This is a genomic window from Amycolatopsis methanolica 239 (assembly GCF_000739085.1).
Lineage (GTDB): Bacteria > Actinomycetota > Actinomycetes > Mycobacteriales > Pseudonocardiaceae > Amycolatopsis_E > Amycolatopsis_E methanolica.
Map to the genome: position 1 here is coordinate 5885732 of NZ_CP009110.1, position 22391 is coordinate 5908122.

Sequence of the window (22391 nt, forward strand, 5' to 3'; positions counted from 1 at the left end):
GGAGTGAGATGAACGGCGCGCAGTCCCTGATCCGCACGCTCGTCGACGCGGGTGTCGACGTGTGCTTCTCCAATCCCGGCACGTCGGAGATGCACTTCGTCGCGGCGCTCGATTCGGTGCCCGAGATGCGCGGTGTGCTGGCCCTGTTCGAGGGCGTGGTCACCGGCGCCGCCGACGGTTACGCGCGGGTCGCGGGCAAGCCGGCCGCGACGCTCCTGCACCTGGGGCCGGGGCTGGGCAACGGCCTGGCGAACCTGCACAACGCCCGGCGCGGCCATGTGCCGGTGGTGAACGTGATCGGCGACCACGCGACGTACCACAAGAAGTACGACGCGCCGCTGGAGTCGGACATCGAGGCGATCGCCGGTTCGCTGAACGGGTGGGTGCGCCGGTCGGGGAACAGCGCGGACGTCGGCGCGGACGCCGCGTTCGCCGTCGCCGCGGCGCAGGAGGCGCCGGGCAAGGTGGCGACGCTGATCCTGCCCGCGGACGTCTCGTGGGGCGACGGTGGTGTCGCGGTGAAGCCGATGCCGCCGCGCGCGCCGCAGACCGTCACGGACACCACGGTCAAGGCGGTCGCGGAGGTGCTGCGCACCGGTGAGCCGGTCGCGTTGCTGGTGGGCGGACCGGCCTGCCGCGAACCCGGTCTGCGTGCGGTGAGCCGGATCGCCACCGCGACCGGCGCGAAGCCGTTCGTGGAGACCTTCCCGGCGAGGCTGGAACGCGGCGCCGGACTGCCCACGATCGAGCGCTTGGCGTACCTGGCCGAGCAGGTGCAGTGGCAGCTGGAGGGCATCAAGCACGTCATCGTGGCCGGGACCAAGCCGCCTGTGTCGTTCTTCGCCTACCCCGGCAAGGCGAGCGACCTGGTGCCGGAGGGCGCGCAGGTGCACACGCTGGCCGAGTTGGACCAGGACGTGGTGGCCGCGCTGGAAGCACTCGCGGACGAGGTCGCGTCCGATGTGAACCCGGTGCTGCAGGAACCGGCTCGTCCGGCGCTGCCGACCGGTGCGCTCACGGTGCAGAACTGGGTCGAGGTGATCGGCGCGCTGTTGCCGGAGGGCGCGATCATTTCGGACGAGGCCAACACCTCCGGACTGCTCCTACCGGGCGCGACGGCCGGTGCTTCCCGGCACGACGTGCTCACCCTGACCGGCGGCGCCATCGGACAGGGACTCCCGGTAGCCGTGGGCGCCGCGATCGCCGCCCCCGACCGCCCGGTGATCGCACTGCAGGCGGACGGCAGCGCCCTCTACACCATCTCGGCACTGTGGACGATGGCGCGGGAAAACCTCAACGTGACCACGGTGATCCTCAACAACCACGCCTACGCCATCCTGCGCATGGAACTGCAGCGAGTCGGAGCGGAAGCGTCCGGCCCGAAGGCGAAGGACCTGCTGGACCTCGCAAGGCCCGACATCGACTTCGTGAAGATCGCGGAAGGCATGGGCGTCTCAGCAACACGGGCGACGACGGCCGAGGAACTGGCCGAGCAATTCCGCAACGCGCTCAACGAGCCGGGCCCCCACCTCATCGACGCAGCAGTACCCCCACTGCTCTAAGGGCGCATAGCGCCAGGCCCTGAACACAAGGTAGCTGGGTGGTCATCCCGGGCCTGTCCGTCCGGCGAGGACTCTTTTGATCTTTAAAGCCACGCCTTCGCGCGGAAAGCGCCTCACGGCGCTTGAAAGGTCACCTTACGGCCACCCCCGCCCCCGATGCCTGATTGTGTTTCAGTCGCCGACCAAAGATCGGCTGTGGATCGGGGGCGGGGGAGGTCTGGCTGGGTGGGCCGCTTCTGTTTCGTTGCCGGGCGGCGGTTCGTTGCAAAGAAAAAAGGCGCCCTCCCCGGGTTGTCGGGAAGGGCGCCTTTCTGTTCTTGTTATTCGAACCTTTCGCCGGCTTCGGCCTTCTTCACCAGCGACTCCGGCGGCTGGAAGTGCTCACCGTACTTCTCGGCCAGCTCCTTCGCCCTTGCCACGAAACCGGGCAGGCCGCCCTCGTACTGGTTGATGTACTGGATGACACCGCCGGTCCACGCCGGGAAACCGATGCCGAAGATCGAGCCGATGTTGGCGTCCTGCACCGACGTCAGCACGCCCTCGTCGAAGCAGCGGACCGTCTCCAGCGCCTCGGCGAACAGCATGCGCTCCTGCAGGTCCTTGAACGGCACGTTGCCGCTGCCGGACTTGAACGCCTCGCGCAGACCGGGCCACAGTCCGACGCGCTTGCCGTTCTCGTCGTACTCGTAGAAGCCCGCACCAGACGACCGGCCCTTCCGGTCAAACTCGTCGATCATCCGGTCGATGACCGCCTCGGAGGCGTGCGCCTTCCAGGTGCCGCCGGCCGCCTCGATCGCCGACTTGGTCTCCTCGCGGATCTTCCGCGGCAGGGTCAGCGTCAGCTCGTCCATCAGCTGCAGCGGCGGCGCCGGGTAGCCTGCCTGCGAACCGGCCTGCTCGATCGACGCCGGCTCGACACCTTCGCCGAGCGCGGCGACCGCCTCGTTGATGAACGTGCCGATCACCCGGCTGGTGAAGAAGCCGCGGCTGTCGTTGACCACGATCGGCGTCTTCTTGATCTGCAAGGTGTAGTCGAAGACCTTCGCCAGGGTGGCGTCCGAGGTCTTCTCCCCGCGGATGATCTCAACCAGCGGCATCTTGTCGACCGGCGAGAAGAAGTGGATGCCGATGAAGTCCTCCTGCCGCTGCACGCCCTGCGCGAGGCCGGTGATGGGCAGCGTGGAGGTGTTCGACCCGAGCACGGCGTCCGGGTTGACGATGTTCTCGATCTCGCCGAAGACCTTGTGCTTGAGCTCCTGGCTCTCGAACACGGCCTCGATCACGAAGTCCACCCCGGCGAAGTCCGCCGGGTCGGCCGTCGGCTTGATGCGCGCCAGCAGCGCGTCCGACTTCTCCTTCGTGGTCTTGCCCCGGGACAGCGCCTTCTCTTCGAGCTTGACCGCGTAGCCCTTGCCCTTCTCGGCCGCCTCCAGCGAGACGTCCTTGAGCACGACCTCGATACCGGCCTTCGCCGACACGTAGGCGATCGCGGCGCCCATCATGCCCGCGCCGAGCACGCCGACCTTCTGCGCCTGGTACTTCTCGTACCCGTCCGGCCGCGAGCCGCCGGAGTTGATGTGCTGCAGGTCGAAGAAGAACGCCTTCGTCATGTTCTTCGCGACCTGACCGGTGACCAGGCTGACGAAGTACCGGGTCTCGATCTGCGTCGCGGTCTCGATGTCGACCTGCGCGCCCTCGACCGCGGCGGCCAGGATGGCGCGCGGTGCGGGCATCGGGGCGCCCTTGAGCTGCTTGCGCAGGTTCGCCGGGAACGCGGGCAGGTTCGCCGCGAACTTCGGGTTCGACGGGGAACCGCCGGGCATCTTGTAGCCCTTGACGTCCCACGGCTGCTGCGCCTCGGGGTTGGCCTTCACCCACTCCTTGGCCTTCGGCAGCAGCTCGTCCACACTGGACACGACCTCGTGCACGAGGCCCAGCTCCAGCGCCTTCGCCGGCTTGTGCCGCTGGCCCTGCACCAGCACGTTCAGCACGGCGCTCTGGATACCAAGCAGCCGCACGGTGCGCGCCACGCCACCGCCGCCGGGCAGCAGGCCCAGCGTCACCTCGGGCAGGCCGATGACGGTGCCCGGCACGTCCGCGACGATCCGGTGGTGCGTGGCCAGCGCGATCTCCAGGCCACCGCCGAGCGCGGCACCGTTGATGGCGGCCACGACCGGCTTGCCAAGGGTCTCCAGCTTCCGCAGCTGGGCCTTCATGGCGTTGGTGCTCTCGGTGATCTCGGCCGCGTGCTCCGGCGTGGCCTGGATCAGGTCGCGCAGGTCACCACCCGCGAAGAAGGTCTTCTTCGCCGAGGTGATCACGACACCGGTGATCGAGTCCTTTTCGGACTCCAGCCGCTCGACCGTGTTCTTGAAGGACTCGCGGAAGTCGGCGTTCATCGTGTTCGCCGACTGGTTGGGGTCGTCCAGGGTGAGCACGACGATGCCGTCGGAGTCCTGGTCCCAGCGAATAGTGTTGGTCATGATCACACCCGCTCGATGATCGTCGCGATACCCATTCCGCCGCCGATGCACAGCGACAGCAGCGCGCGCCGCGCCTGGCGCCGCTCCAACTCGTCGACCATGGTGCCGAGGATCATGGCACCGGTCGCGCCGAGCGGGTGGCCCATCGCGATCGCCCCGCCGTTGACGTTGACCTTCTCGTCCGGCAGCTTCAGGTCCTTCATCCACTTCAGCACGACGGAGGCGAACGCCTCGTTCAGCTCGAACAGGTCGATGTCGTCGACCGTCAGGCCGGCGATGTCGAGGACCTTCTTCGTGGCCGGGGTGGGGCCGGTCAGCATGATCGTCGGGTCGGCCCCGGTGATCGCGGCCGCCACGATGCGGGCGCGCGGGGTCAGGCCCAGGTCCTTGCCGACCTGCTCGTTGCCGAGCAGCACCAGCGCGGCACCGTCGACGATGCCCGAGGAGTTGCCACCGGTGTGGACGTGGTTGATCTTCTCGACCGAGTGGTACTTCTGCAGCGCCACCGCGTCGAAACCACCGAACTCGCCGATGGTCTCGAAGGCGGGCTTGAGCTTGGCCAGGCTCTCCAGCGTGGTCCCGGGGCGGCGGTGCTCGTCGTGGTCGAGGATCGTGACGCCGTTGATGTCCTTGACCGGCACGACCGACTTCGCGAAGTAGCCGCCGGACCAGGCCGCCTCGGCCTTCTCCTGCGAGCGGACCGCGAACCGGTCGACGTCCTCGCGGCTGAAGCCCTCGATGGTGGCGATCAAATCCGCGCCGATGCCCTGCGGCACGAAGTACGTGTCGTAGTTCGTGGCCGGGTCGGTGAACATCGGGCCGCCGTCGGAGCCCATCGGCACCCGCGACATCGACTCGACGCCACCGGCGATGATCAGGTTCTCCCAGCCGGAGCGCACCCGGGCGGCGGCCTGGTTGACGGCCTCGAGACCCGAGGAGCAGAAGCGGTTGAGCTGCACACCGGCGACGGTGTCGGGCAGGCCTGCGGCCATCGCCGCGGCGCGCGCGATGTCGGCGCCCTGGTCACCGACCGGCGAGACGACGCCGAGGATGATGTCGTTGATCGCGGCCGGGTCCAGGCCGGGGTGCCGCGCCTGGAGTTCGTGAATCAGTCCGGTCACGAGGTCGATCGGCTTCACCCCGTGCAGGGATCCACCCTTGTTCTTGCCACGGGGCGTCCGGATCGCCTCGTAGATGTATGCCTCGTTGCTCACACCGACGGTCCTTCCTGCTTACTGCATCCGTCTGGGTCTGACGCTAATTGCCACTAACATACTCTGCCTGAATCCCCTGGTGTCAACCGTTTGCAGGGGGCCTCACTCCGGCTAGAGTGGGATCACCATGTCGAGCACCTCCCGTCGCCCCGACCGCAAGAGCCAGCTGGCCGGCCTCGCCGCCGAGCTGTTCCGCGCCCGCGGCTACCACGGCGTCGGCATCAACGACATCGCCGCGGCGGCCGGCATCACCGGGCCCGCCCTGTACCGGCACTTCGCGGACAAGCAGGCGATCCTCGCGTACGTGCTGCTCGGCGGGGTGCGGGAGATGGAGGACGCGACCGCGGCCGCGTTGTCGAGCCTGCGGCGGCCGGACGGCGCGCAGGTGGAGCGGCTGTTGCGGGGCATCGCGGAGGCGTCGGTGGAGCGGCGCGACGTGGCGGCGCTGTGGCGGTGGGAGGGGCGGCACCTTTCGCCGGAGGACCAGCGCGAGATCGCCCGGCGGTCCACGGCGCTGCTGTCGACCTGGGCCAAGGAGCTCATGAACCTGCGCGCCGACCTGGGGCCTGCGGACGCGGAGCTGCTGTGCTGGGCGGCGATGAGCGTGTTCGGCAGCGTTTCGGTGCACCGGACGTCCGTGGCGCGGAAGCGGTTCGCCGAGTTGCTGGCGGAGCTGGCGCGGCGGGTGCTGCACGTGCGGCTGCCGGACGCTGTTCCGGAGCCCGCGCTCGCCCCGGCCGGTGTCGGGGTGCCGTCCCGGCGGGAGCAGATCCTGTCGGCGGCCGCGGAGCTGTTCCACCGCAAGGGTTTCCACGCGGTGAGCATGGAGGACATCGGCGCGGCGGCCGGCATCGCGGGCCCGAGCGTGTACCGGCACTTTTCGAGCAAGGCGGCGCTGCTGGGGGCGATCGCGCGGCGGGCGGGCGACCGGTTGCTGCTGGACGCCGAACGGGTGCGCCTGAGCAGCGCCGATGAGACGGAGGCGTTGCGCGGGCTGATCGAGTCATACGTGCGGGTGCTGACCGGTTCGGCGGAGCTGGCGGTGTCGTTCTCGGCGGACGCGGTCAACTACGCGGAGGACGAGGGCCCCGAGCTGCTGCGCATCCAGCGGGACTACGTGGCGCAGTGGGTGAGCCTGCTGGGCGCGGCGCAGCCGGCGCTGAACCCGCGCGAAGCGAAGATCACGGTGCACGCGGCGCTGACGGTCGCGAACGACCTGTCCCGCACCCGGCGGGTCAACTCGCGCCCCGGGCTGGCGGCCGAGCTGCGAGTCCTGATGGCGGCGGTGCTGGACCTGGATTAGGGCTTGGGCAGCAGGGGTTCGAACATCGGACCGCGAGATCGAGGCGATGACCAGGGTCCGCGCATGCTCGCCGACCGCGAGGCCGATCTCGCACATCCCGTCCGCTGGAGGTCCCACCTGAAGTCTTTCGCTCACCGGGTCGGAAGCCCCTGACCGGCGAGCAGCTGGTCGAGCACGATGCAGGCATCGAGCGAACGCAGCAGATCGGAGCGCCCGAGATACTGCGTCGCGGCTTCATCGGCGGCGTCACAGTTGCGCATCGCCACCTCCAGCGCCTGCGGCCACTGATTGGACAGGTTCGCCACTTTCGCCCACTTCGCCCTCGAGTAACACGTCGCTCACCGCGGTACAGCGCACCCGGACGCACCTGGCCGAAACTTGCCAACTCACCCCGAAACCGGCACCCCACCGCTACGGTCACCACAGTGAAGCGCGCCCTCCTGTTCCTCCTCCTTCCGCTGGCCGCGTGCACCAACGACAGCGAGCCCACCGAAACCCGGGCACCGGCCACCACCTCGTCCGCGCCGCCGGCTGTCACCGCCGCCGATGGGCGGGATTACGGCGCCTGCCTGGACGGCACGTGCGAGGTCCTGGTGAGCGAGCCGGTCGACATCGCGCTCACCGGGCAGGGCGGGGTCGACCGGATCTCCGTCCGCGCGGTCACCGCCGAGGGCATCGAGTTCTCCACCGGCGACGGCAGCGGCATCCTCACCCCCGGCTGCGTCTCCACCCTCTACGAAAACGGCTCCGGCTCGCGCTGCAGCAGCGGCGAACCCGCGAAGCCGGAGCCGGTCGACGGGGTTCTCGCGATGCAGGTCGTCGACGTGCGGGACGGCACGGCCGTGCTCCGGCTCGTGTCCGGGGGCGCCGGTCCGCCGCCCAGCTCGCTGCGGCCCCCGTTGCCCGTCATCCCGACCTGGCGCCCCTGACGGCGGGCGACTGGCGTTCACCCGCCCCCATGCGTTAACCTACTCGCGAGTAGGTAACGGCGATGGGAGTGCGACGTGGCAGCGCTCAGGGAGAACAGCGGCCGGAAGCGGGACGTGATGGGCCTCGGCCTGGCCGCCCTCTCCCGGCTCGCGGGCAGCAGGACGCTGGAACGCAGCGGGTTGCGCGAGCCGGTTCAGAACCTGGTTTCGGCGGCGACGAGGAGCGGTTTCAAGGTCGCCGGCGCGGCCAGCCGGACGTTCTCCTCGTCGCGCAAGCGGGGCGGCGACGCGACCCGCCCGGCACCGGCCGAGGACAAGGGCCTGTTCGACCTCACGCCGTCCGAAGACCAGCAGATGATCGTCGAGACGGTGAGCGAGTTCGCGGCCGAGCAGCTGCGTCCCGCGGCCGCCGAGGCGGATGAGAAGCTCAGCCCGCCGGACGGCCTGCTCACCAGGGCCGCCGAGCTCGGCGTGACGCTCATCGGCATCCCGGAGGAGCTGGGCGGCGCGGGCGCGGAGCGCTCGGTCGTCACCAACGCGCTGGTCGCCGAGGCACTCGCCCACGGCGACCTCGGCCTTGCCGTCGCGGTGCTCGCGCCGTCCGCGGTCAGCAACGCGCTCGTCCTGTGGGGCGACGCCCAGCAGCAGGCCGACTACCTGCCTGAGTTCGTCGGCGAGAACGTGCCTGCCGCGGCGCTGGCCCTGCTGGAGTCCAAGCCGCTGTTCGACCCGTTCAAGCCCGCCACCAAGGCCCGCCGCACCCCCGGCGGCTACCAGCTGGACGGCGTGAAGTCCCTGGTCCCCCGCGCGGGCCAGGCGGAGTTGTTCGTCGTGTCCGCCGACCTCGAAGGGCGCGGCCCGGCGCTGTTCCTCGTCGAGTCGTCGACCAAGGGCGTGTCGATCGAGGCCGACCCGGCGATGGGCCTGCGGGGCGCGGCGACCGGCAAACTGCACCTGGAGAAGGTGTCGCTGCCCGCGGGCGCGCTGCTCGGCGGCGGTTCGCCGGACGTGTTCACCGAGGCCGTGCGGCTGTCCCGCCTCGGCTGGGCCGCGCTGGCCACCGGCACCGCGAAAGCCGTGCTGGACTACGTGATCCCGTACGTGAACGAGCGCACCGCGTTCGGTGAGCCGATCAGCCACCGTCAGGCGGTCGCGTTCTCGGTGGCGGACATCGCGATCGAGCTGGAGGGCATGCGCCTGGTCATGCTGCGCGCCGCCGCGCGGGCCGAGCAGGGCAAGCCGTTCGCCCGCGAGGTCGCGCTGGCCCGCAAGCTCGCGGCGGACAAGGGCATGCGCATCGGCAGCGCCGGGGTGCAGCTGCTGGGCGGGCACGGGTTCGTGAAGGAGCACCCGGTGGAGCGGTGGTACCGCGACCTGCGTGCGATCGGTGTGCTCGAGGGCGTCGTCCTCCTCTGACAAGCCTGGGAAGGGCATCATGATCAATCTGGAAACCCCGAAGAAGGCCCGGGCGCTGATCAACCAGGCGTACCAGGCGGCGTCGGAAGTGCTGCGGCCGATCTCGCGCAAGTACGACCGCGCCGAGCACGAATACCCGGTCGAGCTGGACATGTTCGCCGCGGTGCTGGACGGGCTGAACTCCTCCGGCGAGGGCGGCGCGGGCGCGGCCGGCGTGCGGCGCAACGAGAAGGAGAAGGCGACCGGGAACCGCAACGGCGGCAACCTGGCGACGGTGCTCGGCACGATCGAAATGTGCTGGGGCGACGTGGGTCTGCTGCTGTCGATGCCGCGGCAGGGTCTCGGCAACGCCGCGATCGCTTCGGTGGCGAACGACGAGCAGCTGAAGCGGTTCGCGAAGGTGTGGGCCGCGATGGCGATCACGGAGCCGGGCACCGGTTCGGACTCCGCGAACATCACCACGACCGCCACCGAGGACGGCGACAGCTACATCCTCAACGGCGAGAAGATCTTCGTCACCTCCGGTGACCGCGCGGACGCCGTGGTCGTCTGGGCCACTTTGGACAAGTCGCTCGGCCGGGCGGCGATCAAGTCGTTCGTGGTCGAGAAGGGCACGCCGGGCTTCGAAGTCGTGCGGCTGGAGCACAAGCTCGGAATCCGCGCGTCGGACACGGCGGTGCTGCGGTTCGACAACTGCCGCGTGCCGAAGGAAAACCTGCTCGGCTCGCCGGAGATCAACACGTCCAAGGGGTTCGCGGGGGTCATGCAGACCTTCGACAACACGCGCCCCCTGGTCGCGGCGATGGCGGTCGGCCTGGCGCGGGCCGCGCTGGAGGAGACGGCGAAGATCCTGGCCGAGGCAGGTGTCGTGGTTGATTACGACCGCCCGGCGCACCACCAGCACGCCGCGGCGGCCACGTACCTGGAACTTGAAGCCGACTACGAAGCGGCGTACCTGCTGACGCTGGAGTCGGCCTGGATGGCCGACAACCGCAAGCCGAACTCGCTGCAAGCATCCATGGCGAAGGCGAAGGCCGGCCGGTCGGTCGTCGCCATCACGCTGAAGTGCGTCGAGCTGATCGGCACGCTCGGCTACACGGAAGAGATGCTGCTCGAAAAGTGGGCGCGGGACTCGAAGATCCTGGACATCTTCGAAGGCACGCAGCAGATCCAGCAGCTGATCGTGGCGCGGCGGTTGCTGGGGAAGACGAGTGCTGAGCTCAAGTAGCTTGTGACACCGCCCGGTCTCTGCATCCGCGAGGCCGGGCGGTTGCCGTTCGGCGCGGTCTGTAACGCGGTCCTCCCGGGTGCGACTCTCCCTACTATCCCGAAGGGAGGCCCGAAGATGACTGGTTACCTCGTCCAGCCCGCCTCGGTGGAAAGGTTCCGTGACGGCTTCGACGGCCGGATCGTCACGCCGGAGGACGGCGACTACGAGACCGTCCGCGGCGTCTTCAACGCAATGATCACCGCCCGCCCACAGGTCATCGCCCAGTGCGGGACCGTCCGGGACATCACGGCGGCGCTGCGGTTCGCCCGGGACAACGCCCTTCCGGTCGCCGTGCGGGGTGGGGGTCACAGCGTCGCCGGGGCGTGTCTTGTCGAGGACGGTCTCGTCATCGACCTGCGCCGCCTCAACGCCGTCACCGTCGACGCCGACGCGATGACCGCGACGGCGAGCGGTGGCGCCACCTGGGGCGACTTCGACAAAGCCTGCCAGCCGCACGGCCTGGCCACCACCGGCGGCCGCGTGTCGACCACCGGGGTGGCCGGTCTGACGCTCGGCGGCGGCTCCGGCTGGATCGAGCGCAAGTTCGGCCTCGCCTGCGACAACCTGCTCTCCGTCGACCTCGTCACCGCCGACGGCCGCGAGGTCACGGCGAGCGAGCTGGAGAACCCCGACCTCTTCTGGGCCCTGCACGGCGGCGGAGGAAACTTCGGCGTCGCCACCCGGCTCACCTTCCGGCTGCACGACCTGCCGGAGTTCTCGATGGCTCTGATGCTGTGGCCCGGCGACCAGGGGCGCGCCGTCGCCGGTGTCTACCGCGACCTCATGCGCACCGCGCCGGACGAGATCGGCGGCGGCCTGCTCTACCTCACCGGCCCGCCCGAGGAGTTCGTGCCCGGACACCTCGTCGGCCGGCTCTGCTGCGGCGTCCTGGTCACCTGCACCGGCCCGGAAACCCGGCTGCGCGACATCATCGGCCCGCTGCTCGCGACCGCGCCGCCCGGCCAGGTCATCACCGACGTCCCCTACGCCGGCCTGCAGTCCATGCTCGACGACCCAGCGGGCTTCCGGAACTACTGGTCCGACGAGAACCTGCGCGAACTGCCCGACGAAGCCCTCGACCGGTTCTGCGAACGCGCACTGGACATGGTGGTGCCGTCGCCGTCGCAGCACGCGCTGCTGCCGTGGGGCGGCGCTGTCACCCGCGGCCAGGACTGGCCGGGATTCGACCGCGACAACCAGTGGGCCGTGCACCCGCTGGGCCTGTGGGCCGACCCGGCCGACGACGACCGCGCCATCGCGTGGGCCCGCAACCTGCGCGCCGACATGCGGCCGTGGGCGTCCGGCGACGTCTACCTCAACTTCATCGGCGACGAGGGCGACGACCGCATCGTGGCCGGTTACGGCGAGGAGAACTACCGGCGCCTGCAACGCATCAAGGCCGACTACGACCCGGACAACGTGTTCGACCGCTGGCACGACATCAAGCCGGCCTGACCGAGGAGAGCCCGGAGCGCCGCGGCGAACTGCGTGAGGCGTTCGACCGGCCCGAGGTGGCCGCCGGGAAACTCGGTCAGCGGTAGTCCGAGCCGGCTCGCCAGAGCGGCGGCAGCCCGGTACGGCAGCTGGCCCCGCGAGTCGATCCCGGCGACCGGGACCAACGGCGGCCCGGCGGCGGCGAGCGCGGCCAGGTCGACGTCCGCGGACGTGAACGGCACCAGGACGTGCTCCAGAAACAGTGGCTGGAGTTCGCCGAGGCGGGCGAACAGCTCAAGTAGTTCCGGAGTCGGCGGCTCCGGGCTTGTTTCCGCGTAGCCCTCCAACCAGTCGCCGACGTGGCGCAACTCCGGGGTCGCCGCGCCGGGTTCGGAAGCCGTCATGGCCTCGGTCATCAGCCGCGCCGCTTCGTCCAGGCCACCGGCGGCTCGTGGACCACCGCGAGGCGCACGCGCTCCGGGTGGCGGGCGAGCAGGTCGAGCGTGGTGATGGCGCCGGCGCTGAACCCGAACACCGCGGGCGGCTCGTCGAAGAGCGCGTCGATCAAACCGAGCGCGTCCTCGGCGTAGACCCTCGGGTGCTGGTCGCCGTTCTGCCGCGCCGACACCAGGCGGCTGGACATGGCGGCGACGCGGTAGTGATCGGCCAGGTGCGCGGCGAGCCCGTCGAAGATGTCGGCGTGACCGGCGCCGCCGGGCAGGAGCAGCAGCGGCGGTCCGTCACCGCGCTCCTGGTAGTCGATGGGCGTGCCGTCGAGCGTGAGGCGCATGGGCTTCTCCGGTCCGGATCAGTGGATCTTCGTCCAGTTGGTCAGCGTGTGGTGGAGCGCGTCGACCGCGCGACGCCACGAAACGTCGATGCTGTGGTCGGCGGTGAAGGCCCCGGTGGCTTCCAGGTCGCTGAAGCCGTGCAGGGTGCTGCGCAGGAACCGGACCGCGTCGGTGGCGTCCGGTTCGGACAGGTCGTACCCGCGGAGCAGCGCGTAGCAGACCTCGATGATGCGCATGACGCCCGGCGTCTCGGCGGCCCGCTCCGGCGGCACCGGGTGCCGGGTGGCGGCGTAGCGGCCAGGGTGCTCGGTCGCCAGGGTGCGGTAGGTGTCGGCGAAGGCGGTGAGCGCGTCGCGGCCGGCGCGTCCGGCCACCGCCGCGCTCAACGCTTCGGCCCATTCGGAAAGCGCCCGCAACCCCACGCGTTCCTGCAGGTCGGCGAGGCTGCGGATGTGGGTGTAGAGGCTGGCGTCGCGGACGCCGAACCGCTTCGCGAGCGCCGCCAGCGTCACGTTCTCGAAGCCGATCTTGTCGGCCAGGTCGGCGGCGGCCGACACCAGCGCGTCCGGCGTGATCCTCCCACGCGGCACACAGGAGTCCAGCCTCCCGGTATCGGCAGACCCCGCCACCTCCGACGAGGACGCCGACATCACGGCCGTCGGCAAGCAGATGCGGGTGCCCGACTCCACACAGAAACCCACGTGCCGCTCTAGTACCTACCGTGGGCGGTTGAACCAGGCGCCGGCCTGTGCGGTGACCATCGACGCCAGGATGATGCCGCTGCAAGCGAGGCCGATGACCGGGCCGCCCGTGAAGATAGGACCGAAGCCGTCCCCGAGGCCCAGGCTGCCCAGGCAGGCCACGATCATCAGCGAGGCGTACACGATCGTGGTGACCCGGACACCTCCGCCGCGGCTGGCGAACTTCGTCCCGAGGACGATCGACAGCGCACCCAGGCCCAGCAGCACACCGACGACTGCGACGGCATCGGCGATGCTGCCGCCGTTGTTAGCGATGACGCCGGCTAAGAGGCCGGCGACGAGCACACCGACGGTGAGCTGCATGCCACCCATGACAAACAGGAGCGCCCGCGCCCCCCTCATCAGTCCGGGCATGTCCGTGCCCGCCGGGCGGCCCGGGCAGTCGTAGGGGCCGTTCGGGGCACCGGATCTCATGGTGGCGTCTCCTCCTTCGGACCGCCCGGGACGGCGCAGTGTACGACGGAGCGAAAGACCTGCGAGAGTCCTCCTCGCCGAACGCGAAGTTGACAGGCAAGTATTCACTTGCCTATCGTTGCCGGCGTGGGTGACGTCTTCAAAGCCCTGGCCGACCCCACGCGCCGCACGATCCTCGACGAACTGACCGGCCGGGACGGGCAAACGCTCTTCGAACTCTGCGCCCGGCTGGTGTCCATCCACGGGCTCAGTTCGTCTCGGCAGGCGGTTTCGCAGCACCTCGACGTGCTCGAATCCGCCGGTCTGGTCGAGTCGAGGCGTGAAGGCCGGTACAAGTTCCACTACATCAACACGGAACCGCTCGAACCGATAGTCGAGCGGTGGCTCAGGAAGCGGGGACGGACATGAGGATCAACCTGGCGAGCGTGCTCGTCGACGACCAGGAGAAGGCGCTGCGGTTCTACACCGACGTGCTGGGTTTCGTGAAGAAGCACGACATCCCGATGGGCGCGGACCGGTGGCTGACCGTGGTGTCGCCGGAGGACCCGGAGGGCACCGAACTGCTGCTGGAGCCGAGCGGACACCCGGCGGCGAAGCCGTTCAAGGACGCGCTCGTCGCCGACGGCATCCCGTGGACCATGTTCGCCGTGTCCGACGTGCAGGCGGAGTACGAGCGGATGCGTGGCCTCGGCGTGCGTTTCACGCAGGAACCGACGGACATGGGCACCGTGATCACCGCGGTGTTCGACGACACCTGCGGCAACCTCATCCAGATCGGCCAGATGAAGTCCTAATCGGACACCTGGTCGCCGAGGAACGTGTCGATGTGCCGCCAGGTGGTGTCCCTGGCGCGGCGGCCGGTCAGCACGCCGAGGTGCCCGCCAGGGGCGGTCTCGAACCGCACGTCCGGCGCGTTCTCCAGCAACGGCACCAGCCGCTCGACGGCGCGCCGCGGGGCGATGGTGTCGTTGCGCCCGGCGATCACCAGCGTCGGCACCTTCACGCCGGACAGCGAGATGATCCGGCTGTTCAGGTCGAGGCCGCCCTCGACGAGGTCGTTGGCGCGGAAGAACCGGTGGTACATCTGCCCGAACGTGCGGCCGGGATAGGCGATCATGTTGTCCATGAAGTGGTCGACCGCCTCGATCTGGGCGAGGTAGTCCCGGTCGCCGAGGTTCTGCAGGATCGCCAGCGGCTTCGTCAGCTGCTTGTTGATGCCCGTCGCCCAGAACACGCGTTCGACCACATAGGACGGTGCGCCGCCGAGCATCCGGTACAGCGGCGTGAGCAGGTAGCCGCCGGTGATGTCCACCAGCGGCCGGAACGGCGCGACCAGCGGGATGGCGGTGAAGTCGACCGGCGAGGCGACCGTGGTGATCGACTGCACCGGCAGGTCGGGGCGGTCGGCCGTGGTCAGCAGGGAGAACAACCCGCCGAGACACCACGCCACCAGGTGCACGCCGCGCCCGCCGGAGTCCTCGCTGACCTTGCGGATGGCCCGCGGCAGCACCTCGTCGATCCAGTGCTCGATGCCCAGCCGCCGGTCGGAGAACGCGACGGTGCCGTAGTCCACGAGGTAGGTGCGGCGGCCCCGGTCGACCAGATGCTCGGCGAGGCTGCAGCCGCGCCGCAGGTCGAAGCACAGCGCGGGCGCGGCCAGCGGCGGCACGAGCAGCACCGGATCACCGTCCGGCGACGGGGTCATCCGGTACAGCGACCGGTTCGGGCCCTGGTCGACCAGCACGCGCGGAACCGGACGCAGGTCGGCGAGACCGCCGCGCAGGACGCCGAGCGCGTTGGCCGCCATCGCGGTCACTGCTGGTACCACCATCTACCTCGAAACTCCGATCTCCGCACCGATCCTTCCCCCGGACCGACGCTACTTCAAGGCCGCCTCACCCTTGCTTCGTACTCCGCCCGCGCGCCCGCGTGCGCCTGGGTGAACACCTTGTCGGCGCTGATCGCGCGCATGAACCACTCCGCCGCCGCGCGCGGCAGCAGGCGGCTGACGCGACCGGTCACGTCGAGGGATTTCGGGACGAACACGTCGAACCGCGGCTTCTGCAGCGTTTCGACGATCGCCTTCGCGACGTCCTCCGGCCGCAGGGACGGGAAGAGCCTGGTCTCGGGCAGGCCGTCGGCGAGGTGCGTGCGGACGACGGCGGGCATCACGCACGAGATGTCCACCCCGGACCCGCGCAGCTCCTGCCGCACCGCCTCGGACAGCCCGACGACGGCGTGCTTGGTGGCGCAGTAGGTCGCCGCGCCGGGGAACCCGGCCTTGCCCGCCATAGAGGCGACGTTGACGATGTGGCCTCGGCCACGCGGGCGCATGCGGCGGACGGCCTCGCGGGTGCCGTGGACGACCGCGCGCAGGTTGACGTCGATCTGCTTCGCGGTGGCCGCGTCGTCCTCGTCGGCCAGCGGCGACAGCAGCATGACGCCGGCGTTGTTGATCAGGACGTCGATCGGCCCGAGGCGGCGCTCGACCTCGTCCAGGAACTCGGTGAAGCCGCGGTGGTCGGTCACGTCGAGCGGCAGGGCGAGCGTGTCGCCGCCCAGCTCACCCGCGGTCTTCTCGGCCAGGACCGGGTCGAGGTCGCCGATCGCGACCTTCGCACCCAGCCGCACCAGGGCGGCGGCCGTGGTGGCGCCGATCCCCTGCGCGCCTCCGGTGATCACGATGACCTTGCCCAGCAACGTTGCCATGCCGGCCATACTGCCCGGTAACTGACATTCGCGCCAGAGGTGTCACACTCGCTGTTCGAAGATCTGCACCCACACGTCGTCGCGCACGCGCACCCGCTCGGTCGGCGTGAACCCCTGGCCCTCGTAGTAGCGGACGAGCTTGCCGTCGCCACCGGCCCAGCAGTCGACGCGCAGCAGGCCGATGCCGCGGTCGCGCGCGTCCTGGCGTGCGAACTCCAGCAGCCTGGCGCCGACGCCGCGGTACTCGCGGGAGGCCAGCAGCAGCGTCACGTACACCTCGGGCTCGTCGACCGGCGGCGTGTACGGCAGCGGGTGGTCGAGGATCAGGGCGCCGGCGGGCACACCGTCCGAAATGGCCAGGAACGGGCGGCCGTCGCGCAGCATCGTGCGGACGCGCTCGACCTTCGCCGGGTCCGCCGACCACGGTTCGGTGCCCCACTGGCCGGCGCTGCCGCGGGCGACGAGCCATTCGACGGCCGCGTCGAACAGCCCCAGGACGATGTGCAGGTCGCCCTCGCCGGACTCGCGGATCTCCATCACTGCGCCGTCAGGACGAGCGGGCCGTCCGCGGTGACGGCGATGGTGTGCTCGACGTGGGCGGCGCGGGAGCCGTCGCTGGTCAGGATCGTCCAGCCGTCGTCGGCGTAGCGGTAGTCGTCGCGCCCGCCCGCGAGAAACATCGGCTCGATCGCGATGACCAGCCCTTCCCGCAGGGGCATCCCCTTGCCCGCGACGGCTTCGTTCGGCACGTGCGGCGCTTCGTGCATCGCGCGGCCCACGCCGTGACCCCCGTTGTCGGCGAGCAACCCGTACCCGGCGCGACGCCCGATCGCGGCGATCGCGTGGCCGATGTCGCCCATCCTGTTCCCGGGGCGGGCCTGCTCGATGCCCGCCCACATGCCCCGCTCGGTGGCGGCGATCAGGTCGAGGTCGGCCTGGTTCCCGTTGCCGACGACGAAGCTGACCGCGGCGTCCCCGTGCCAGCCGTCGACGTGCGCTCCGAAGTCGACGCTCAGCAGATCGCCGTCGCCGAGGCGGTAGTCCGTCGGGATACCGTGCACGACAGCGTCGTTGACGCTCGTGCAGAGCACAGCCGGATAGGGCGACGGCGCGAAACGCGGGTGGTAGTGCAGGAAGGACGACTTGGCGCCCTCGTCGTTGAGGATGTCCGCGGCGAGCTGGTCGAGCTCGCGCAGGCTGGTCCCGACGGAGGCGTGCTCACGGACAGCCCGGAGCACCTTCGCGACGACTCGCCCCGCAGCGCGCATGGCCTCCAGCTCACCGCGACTCTTCAGTTCGATCACATGCCACCTCGCCGGTATAGTTATACCGGACGTTATAGCACCACGCCCCAAAACCCAAGGTAGCTGGGTGGTCATCCCGTCGCCTGACACGTGACGATCACCTTGAGCCAGGGCCGCAACCGCGCCTTACGGCGCCCGAAAGGTCACCTTACGACCACCCCCGCCCCCTCTCCCTGATTGTGTTTCGGTCGCCTAGCTGGTCGGCGACTAAAGATCGGCTGTGGCTCGGGGGCGGGGGAGGTCTGGTGGGGGTAGTCGGTGGCGTTGCGTTGCCGGGTGGCGGTTTTGTCCTTTAGCAGTTGTGTGTTGCTAGTTCCAGGCGGAGGCTGAAGATTTTTTGTGATGGGTCCGTGTTGAACACGTAGACCGCTTTCGGATTTCCCGGCACTGGTGCGGTGATGACGTAATTGGCGGTCGTGGCGTTGGGGTACGCCGCCATCACTTCCGCGTCCGTCGAGCCGACTCCGATGCCCTCCGGCGTGGTGACGCCGGGCTTCGCGTTGATGCGGGCCACCCCGTAGGTGGGTGATATGTCGACCGGGGTTCCGCCGCCGCGTAGCCAGTACCTGTGGCACGGGCTGCCCGAGTAGCCCTCGCTCATGTCGAACTCGTCCGTCGCCACCGCGTCCGCCTCGCTCATGCCCAATGCGAGCCTGCCCCAGCCGGTGGGGCCGATCGTCGGGTCGGTGGACGCCGGGCGTTGCGCCGATCCGGTCGGTGTGCTGGAACTCCGCGACGGGCTGTGGGACGGGCTCTGCGAACCCGTCACGCTCGGCACGCTCGACACCCCCGTCGTCGACTGCGGCGGCGGCGCACTGGAGCTGGTCGCGACCGGCGGCAAAGCCGTTTCCGAGCCTGCCGTCGTCGCGATCGTCGTCACCGGGAGGTTCGTCGCGGGCAGCGTGTCCGTGCGGCCACCACCGACCCCGGACAGGGCGATGCCCACCGCGGTGACCGCGACCAGCGTCAACGCCCCGCCGGTCGCCACCACCGAATTGCGCCGGTACCGGCGTCGCCGGGCGCCGGCCACCACCAGCTGCTCCGCGCCGGGCCGGACGGGCACGTCGAGGCGCTCATCCTCGAACAGCCGGCTGAGTTCGTCCTCGAGGTTCACCACTCGTCACCCACCCCCACCAGGCTCCCCAGCTTCCCGCGCAGGCTGGCCAGCGCCTTGCTGGCCTGGCTCTTCACCGTCCCGGGGCTGATCCGCATCGCATCGGCGATCTCGGCTTCGGACAGCCCCTCGTAGTACCGGAGCACGACCACGGTCCGCTGCCGCGGCGGCAAAGCCGCCAGCGCCTGCCACAACGGCTCGTTTTCGAGCCGGTCGGGCGCGGTGTAGGGGGGCGGTTCCGGAATGTCGGCGACCAGGCTCTCCCGCCGCCTGCTGCGCCACCGGCTGATGTGCGTGTTCGCCATGGCGCGCTTCACGTACGGCAGCGGGCTCTCCGCACCCCGCAACGTCCCCCAGCGGACGCCGATCTTTTCCAGGATGATCTGCACCAGGTCGGCCGCGTCGTGGGGGTTGCCGGTCAACAGGTGACCGTAACGGAGCAGCCCGGGCAATGCCGCCCGCACGAACTCCGCGAAATCCTCGTCCACCGCGCCCCCTGCTCAGCCGTCCCGGCTCGTCCGGGCGGTACACGCGCAGGGGGCGCGGCAGGTTGCCTCAGTTCACCGGATTCAACGAAGACCCAGCTCACGGGCGATGAGCATCCGCTGCACCTCGCTCGTGCCCTCACCCACCTCGAGGATCTTCGCGTCCCGGTAGAACCGTCCGACCGGGAACTCGTTCATGAACCCATAGCCGCCGAAGATCTGCGTCGCGTCGCGGGCGTTGTCCATCGCCGCGTTCGAGGCGACCAGCTTCGCGATCGAGGCCTCCTTCTTGAACGGCTCACCACGCAGCATCTTCGACGCGGCAGCGTAGTAAGCGAGCCGGGCCGTGTGCGCGCGCACCTCCATGTCGGCGATCTTGAACTGGATCGCCTGGTACTCGCCGATGCGGTGCCCGAACGCCTCCCGCTCCCCCGCGTACCGCAGGCACTCGTCGACACAGCCCTGCGCGAGCCCGACGCTCAGCGCGGCGATCGCGACCCGGCCCTCGTCCAGGATGGACAGGAACTGCGCATACCCGCGGCCACGCTCGCCGAGCAGGTTCTCCGCGGGCACCCGGCAGTCGTCGAACGACAGCTCGTGCGTGTCCGAGGCGTTCCAGCCGACCTTCGAGTACTTCGGCGCCACCGTGAACCCAGGCGTGCCGGACGGCACGATGATCGCCGAGATCTCCTTGCCACCGCCCGGCTTCTCCCCGGTCACCGCGGTGACCGTGACCAGCCGGGTGATATCGGTGCCGGAGTTGGTGATGAACGACTTGCTGCCGTTGATCACCCACTCGTCGCCGTCGAGCCGGGCCGCGGTGCGGGTCGCTCCCGCATCCGAACCGCCGCCGGGCTCGGTGAGCCCGAACGCGCCCAGCGCCTCGCCGGAACACAGCGATGGCAGCCACTTCTCCTTCTGTTCCGCCGAACCGAAGCGGAACAACGGCATCGCACCCAGCGACACGCCCGCTTCGAGCGTGATCGCCACCGACGAGTCGACCCGCGCCAGCTCCTCCAGCGCCAGGCACAGCGCGAAGTAGTCGCCGCCCATGCCGCCGTACTCCTCCGGGAACGGCAGCCCGAACAGGCCCATCCGCGCCATGCCCCGCACGATCTCGTACGGGAACTCCTCGCGCTCGTAGAAGCCGCCGATGACGGGCGCGACCTCCTTCTGCGCGAAGTCGTGCACGCTCTTGCGCAGCGCCTCGTACTCTTCACCGAGCCGGAAGTCGATCATTTCTGCTCCTTGACCACCGCGAGCGTCTCGTCGAGGGCCACCTGCTGGCCCACCTGGACGCGGAGTTCCTCGACCACGCCGTCGACCGGGGCGACCAGCGTGTGTTCCATCTTCATCGCCTCGACGACCAGCAGCGGCGCGCCCGCGCTCACCACGTCGCCCTGCGCGACCTTGACCACCAGTACCGTGCCGGGCATCGGGCTGACCACCGGGCCGGCCTCGCTCGCGTCGCCGTGCGTGGCGAGCAGGTTGGGCCGCTCGCCGACCACCACGCCGTGCCCGTCGCGGCCGAGCCACACCCGGTCCTGCGGCGCGTCGGCCCGCAGGTACCGGCGGAACTCGCCGTCGTAGTGCACTTCGAGCCGGTTCCCGTTGCGCCGTGCGGAAACCGGGATCGGCTCCCCACCGTCCACAGTGACCTGCGCGGCGTCCGGCGAACCCTCGATCGTGACGAGCGCTTCGGCGTCCCCGGCCCGCAGCCGGAACGTGACGCCGCCCGGTCCGCCGAGCCGCCACCCGCTGGGCACCGCCCACGGGTCGGAGGTGTCCTCGGGCACCAGCCCGAGCAGCCGGTCCATCGCGGCGGCGACGAAGAACTCCGCCGGCACCGCCGATTCGACCAGCTCGTCCATGCGGCGCTCGACGAGACCGGTGTCCAGCCGCCCGGCCTGCACGTCGGGATCGGCGAGCAGGGCGCGCAGGAACGTCACGTTGGTCGGCACGCCCAGCACGGAAGTCCCGGCCAGCGCCCGGTCCAGCCGGTGCAGCGCCGAGGCCCGGTCCGGGCCCCACGCGATGACCTTCGCCAGCATCGGGTCGTAGTTCGAGCCGACCACCGAGCCCTCGGTGAGCGACGAGTCGACCCGGACACCCTGCCCGCGCGGCTCGTCGAGCGCCAGCACGGTGCCGCCGGTCGGCACGAACCCGCGCGCCGGGTCCTCCGCGTAGACGCGGGCCTCGACGGCGTGCCCGGTGAGCCGGATGTCGTCCTGCGTCAGGGAAAGCGGCTCGCCCGCGGCGACCCGCACCTGCCATTCGACGAGGTCGAGGCCGGTCACCATCTCGGTCACGGGGTGCTCGACCTGCAGCCGGGTGTTCATCTCCATGAAGAAGAACTCGTCCGGCTTGCGCGCGGAGACGATGAACTCGACCGTGCCGGCGCCGACGTACCCGACCGAGCGGGCGGCTTCGACGGCGGCGGCGCCCATCCGCGCCCGGGTCTCCTCGTCGAGCAGCACCGATGGCGCCTCCTCGACGATCTTCTGGTGCCGCCGCTGCAGGCTGCACTCGCGTTCGCCCAGGTGCAGGACCGTGCCGTGGGTGTCGGCGAGGACCTGGATCTCGATGTGCCGCGGCGTGGTGACGAACCGCTCCAGCAGCAGCCGGTCGTCCCCGAACGCCGAGCGGGCCTCGCGCTGCGCGGACTCGACCGCGGCCGCGAGCTCACCGGGCTCGGTGACCAGCCGCATCCCCTTGCCGCCACCGCCCGCGGAGGGCTTGAGCAGCAACGGGTACCCGACCTCGTCGGCCGCCTTGGCAAAGTCGTCCACATCGGACAGACCGGGCACCACGGGCACGCCTGCGGCGGACACCGTGGCCTTGGCCCGGATCTTGTCGCCCATCGCGTCGATCGCACTCACCGGCGGGCCGATGAAGACCAGCCCGGCCTTCTCGCACTCGGCGGCGAACTCGGCGTTCTCCGCGAGGAACCCGTAGCCCGGGTGGACGGCCTGCGCTCCGGAATCCACGGCGGCGCGCACGATGTCCGGGATGGACAGGTAACTGCGGGTCGCCTCGGCCGGGCCGATGCGGATCGCGGTGTCGGCCTCGTGCACGTGCCGCGCGTCGGCGTCGGCGTCGCTGTAGACCGCGACCGAGCGGATGCCGAGGCGCCGCAGGGTGCTGATGACGCGAACCGCGATCTCGCCGCGGTTGGCGATGAGGACTGTGTCGAACATGCCCC

23 protein-coding genes are annotated in these 22391 nt (G+C 70.2%); 8 read left to right on the forward strand and 15 right to left on the reverse strand.

The annotated features are described in order from the left end of the window. Nucleotides 1-8: 8 nt before the first annotated feature. On the forward strand, nucleotides 9-1562 hold the full coding sequence (locus AMETH_RS28635) for an acetolactate synthase large subunit (protein WP_017984644.1): 1554 nt from the start codon (nucleotides 9-11) through the stop codon (nucleotides 1560-1562). A 320-nt stretch (nucleotides 1563-1882) separates the two neighbouring features. Here the strand turns inward: AMETH_RS28635 and AMETH_RS28640 are convergent, their stop codons facing one another. Together AMETH_RS28640 and AMETH_RS28645 are read right to left on the reverse strand one after the other, a co-directional pair. Continuing rightward, nucleotides 1883-4045 carry a 3-hydroxyacyl-CoA dehydrogenase NAD-binding domain-containing protein gene (locus AMETH_RS28640; RefSeq protein ID WP_038533528.1) on the reverse strand — a complete coding sequence of 721 codons (2163 nt, stop codon included), beginning with the start codon at nucleotides 4043-4045 and terminating at the stop codon, nucleotides 1883-1885. Between the two features lie 2 nt (nucleotides 4046-4047). Beyond that, complete coding sequence (locus AMETH_RS28645; protein ID WP_017984646.1) at nucleotides 4048-5259, reverse strand: acetyl-CoA C-acetyltransferase; 1212 nt, start codon at nucleotides 5257-5259, stop codon at nucleotides 4048-4050. 127 nt (nucleotides 5260-5386) lie between these two features. Between AMETH_RS28645 and AMETH_RS28650 the strand changes: the two genes are divergently transcribed. Then, nucleotides 5387-6562, forward strand: a complete 1176-nt coding sequence (locus AMETH_RS28650; protein ID WP_017984647.1) for a TetR/AcrR family transcriptional regulator — start codon at nucleotides 5387-5389, stop codon at nucleotides 6560-6562. 131 nt (nucleotides 6563-6693) lie between these two features. Here the strand turns inward: AMETH_RS28650 and AMETH_RS38255 are convergent, their stop codons facing one another. Then, nucleotides 6694-6867, reverse strand: coding sequence for a hypothetical protein (locus AMETH_RS38255; protein ID WP_017984648.1), 174 nt, complete (start codon nucleotides 6865-6867; stop codon nucleotides 6694-6696). 120 nt (nucleotides 6868-6987) lie between these two features. Here AMETH_RS38255 and AMETH_RS28655 point away from each other — a divergent pair, with 120 nt between their 5' ends. From AMETH_RS28655 to AMETH_RS28670, 4 genes are all read left to right on the forward strand, one after another. Further along, nucleotides 6988-7491, forward strand: a complete 504-nt coding sequence (locus tag AMETH_RS28655) for a hypothetical protein (protein ID WP_017984649.1) — start codon at nucleotides 6988-6990, stop codon at nucleotides 7489-7491. Nucleotides 7492-7608: 117 nt separating this feature from the next. Further along, on the forward strand, nucleotides 7609-8907 hold the full coding sequence (locus AMETH_RS28660; RefSeq protein WP_017984650.1) for an acyl-CoA dehydrogenase family protein: 1299 nt from the start codon (nucleotides 7609-7611) through the stop codon (nucleotides 8905-8907). Between the two features lie 19 nt (nucleotides 8908-8926). After that, nucleotides 8927-10135 (forward strand): acyl-CoA dehydrogenase family protein, encoded by a 1209-nt coding sequence (locus AMETH_RS28665; protein WP_017984651.1) that lies wholly within the window; start codon nucleotides 8927-8929, stop codon nucleotides 10133-10135. Nucleotides 10136-10252: 117 nt separating this feature from the next. Beyond that, nucleotides 10253-11632 carry an FAD-binding oxidoreductase gene (locus tag AMETH_RS28670; protein ID WP_017984652.1) on the forward strand — a complete coding sequence of 460 codons (1380 nt, stop codon included), beginning with the start codon at nucleotides 10253-10255 and terminating at the stop codon, nucleotides 11630-11632. On the opposite strand, the gene AMETH_RS39435 is transcribed toward AMETH_RS28670, so the two are convergent. The 4 genes from AMETH_RS39435 to AMETH_RS28685 all read right to left on the reverse strand — a co-directional run bounded on the left by AMETH_RS39435 (nucleotide 11581) and on the right by AMETH_RS28685 (nucleotide 13466). Then, nucleotides 11581-12015, reverse strand: a complete 435-nt coding sequence (locus AMETH_RS39435; RefSeq protein WP_209436818.1) for a hypothetical protein — start codon at nucleotides 12013-12015, stop codon at nucleotides 11581-11583. The two genes, AMETH_RS28670 and AMETH_RS39435, sit on opposite strands and share 52 nt — an antisense overlap. An 11-nt stretch (nucleotides 12016-12026) precedes the next feature. Continuing rightward, entirely contained in the window at nucleotides 12027-12401 is a 375-nt protein-coding gene (locus tag AMETH_RS39440) for an alpha/beta fold hydrolase (RefSeq protein ID WP_209436819.1), read from the reverse strand. 18 nt (nucleotides 12402-12419) lie between these two features. Next, a complete protein-coding gene (locus tag AMETH_RS28680; RefSeq protein ID WP_017984653.1) occupies nucleotides 12420-12992 on the reverse strand; it encodes a TetR/AcrR family transcriptional regulator in 573 nt (190 codons plus the stop codon). Between the two features lie 126 nt (nucleotides 12993-13118). Then, a complete protein-coding gene (locus AMETH_RS28685) occupies nucleotides 13119-13466 on the reverse strand; it encodes a hypothetical protein (protein WP_223842960.1) in 348 nt (115 codons plus the stop codon). A 237-nt stretch (nucleotides 13467-13703) separates the two neighbouring features. On the opposite strand from AMETH_RS28685, the gene AMETH_RS28690 reads away from it, so the two are divergent. Next, nucleotides 13704-13985 (forward strand): ArsR/SmtB family transcription factor, encoded by a 282-nt coding sequence (locus tag AMETH_RS28690; protein WP_017984655.1) that lies wholly within the window; start codon nucleotides 13704-13706, stop codon nucleotides 13983-13985. Then, complete coding sequence (locus tag AMETH_RS28695; RefSeq protein WP_017984656.1) at nucleotides 13982-14371, forward strand: VOC family protein; 390 nt, start codon at nucleotides 13982-13984, stop codon at nucleotides 14369-14371. Before AMETH_RS28690 ends, AMETH_RS28695 begins: the two co-directional genes overlap by 4 nt. Here the strand turns inward: AMETH_RS28695 and AMETH_RS28700 are convergent. From AMETH_RS28700 to AMETH_RS28735, 8 genes are all read right to left on the reverse strand, one after another. After that, a complete protein-coding gene (locus AMETH_RS28700; protein ID WP_026153457.1) occupies nucleotides 14368-15408 on the reverse strand; it encodes an alpha/beta fold hydrolase in 1041 nt (346 codons plus the stop codon). The two genes, AMETH_RS28695 and AMETH_RS28700, sit on opposite strands and share 4 nt — an antisense overlap. 53 nt (nucleotides 15409-15461) lie before the next feature. Then, nucleotides 15462-16295, reverse strand: a complete 834-nt coding sequence (locus AMETH_RS28705) for an SDR family oxidoreductase (RefSeq protein WP_017984658.1) — start codon at nucleotides 16293-16295, stop codon at nucleotides 15462-15464. 33 nt (nucleotides 16296-16328) lie between these two features. Beyond that, nucleotides 16329-16823, reverse strand: coding sequence for a GNAT family N-acetyltransferase (locus AMETH_RS28710; protein WP_017984659.1), 495 nt, complete (start codon nucleotides 16821-16823; stop codon nucleotides 16329-16331). Further along, on the reverse strand, nucleotides 16823-17590 hold the full coding sequence (map, locus tag AMETH_RS28715; protein WP_017984660.1) for a type I methionyl aminopeptidase: 768 nt from the start codon (nucleotides 17588-17590) through the stop codon (nucleotides 16823-16825). The genes AMETH_RS28710 and map overlap by 1 nt, the downstream gene beginning before the upstream one ends. A 292-nt stretch (nucleotides 17591-17882) precedes the next feature. Then, nucleotides 17883-18704 (reverse strand): hypothetical protein, encoded by an 822-nt coding sequence (locus AMETH_RS28720; RefSeq protein WP_223842961.1) that lies wholly within the window; start codon nucleotides 18702-18704, stop codon nucleotides 17883-17885. Next, entirely contained in the window at nucleotides 18701-19192 is a 492-nt protein-coding gene (locus tag AMETH_RS28725; RefSeq protein WP_017984662.1) for a SigE family RNA polymerase sigma factor, read from the reverse strand. The genes AMETH_RS28720 and AMETH_RS28725 overlap by 4 nt, the downstream gene beginning before the upstream one ends. A gap of 81 nt (nucleotides 19193-19273) precedes the next feature. Continuing rightward, nucleotides 19274-20428 (reverse strand): acyl-CoA dehydrogenase family protein, encoded by a 1155-nt coding sequence (locus tag AMETH_RS28730; RefSeq protein WP_017984663.1) that lies wholly within the window; start codon nucleotides 20426-20428, stop codon nucleotides 19274-19276. Continuing rightward, entirely contained in the window at nucleotides 20425-22386 is a 1962-nt protein-coding gene (locus tag AMETH_RS28735) for an acetyl-CoA carboxylase biotin carboxylase subunit (RefSeq protein WP_017984664.1), read from the reverse strand. Before AMETH_RS28735 ends, AMETH_RS28730 begins: the two co-directional genes overlap by 4 nt. Nucleotides 22387-22391: the final 5 nt, after the last annotated feature.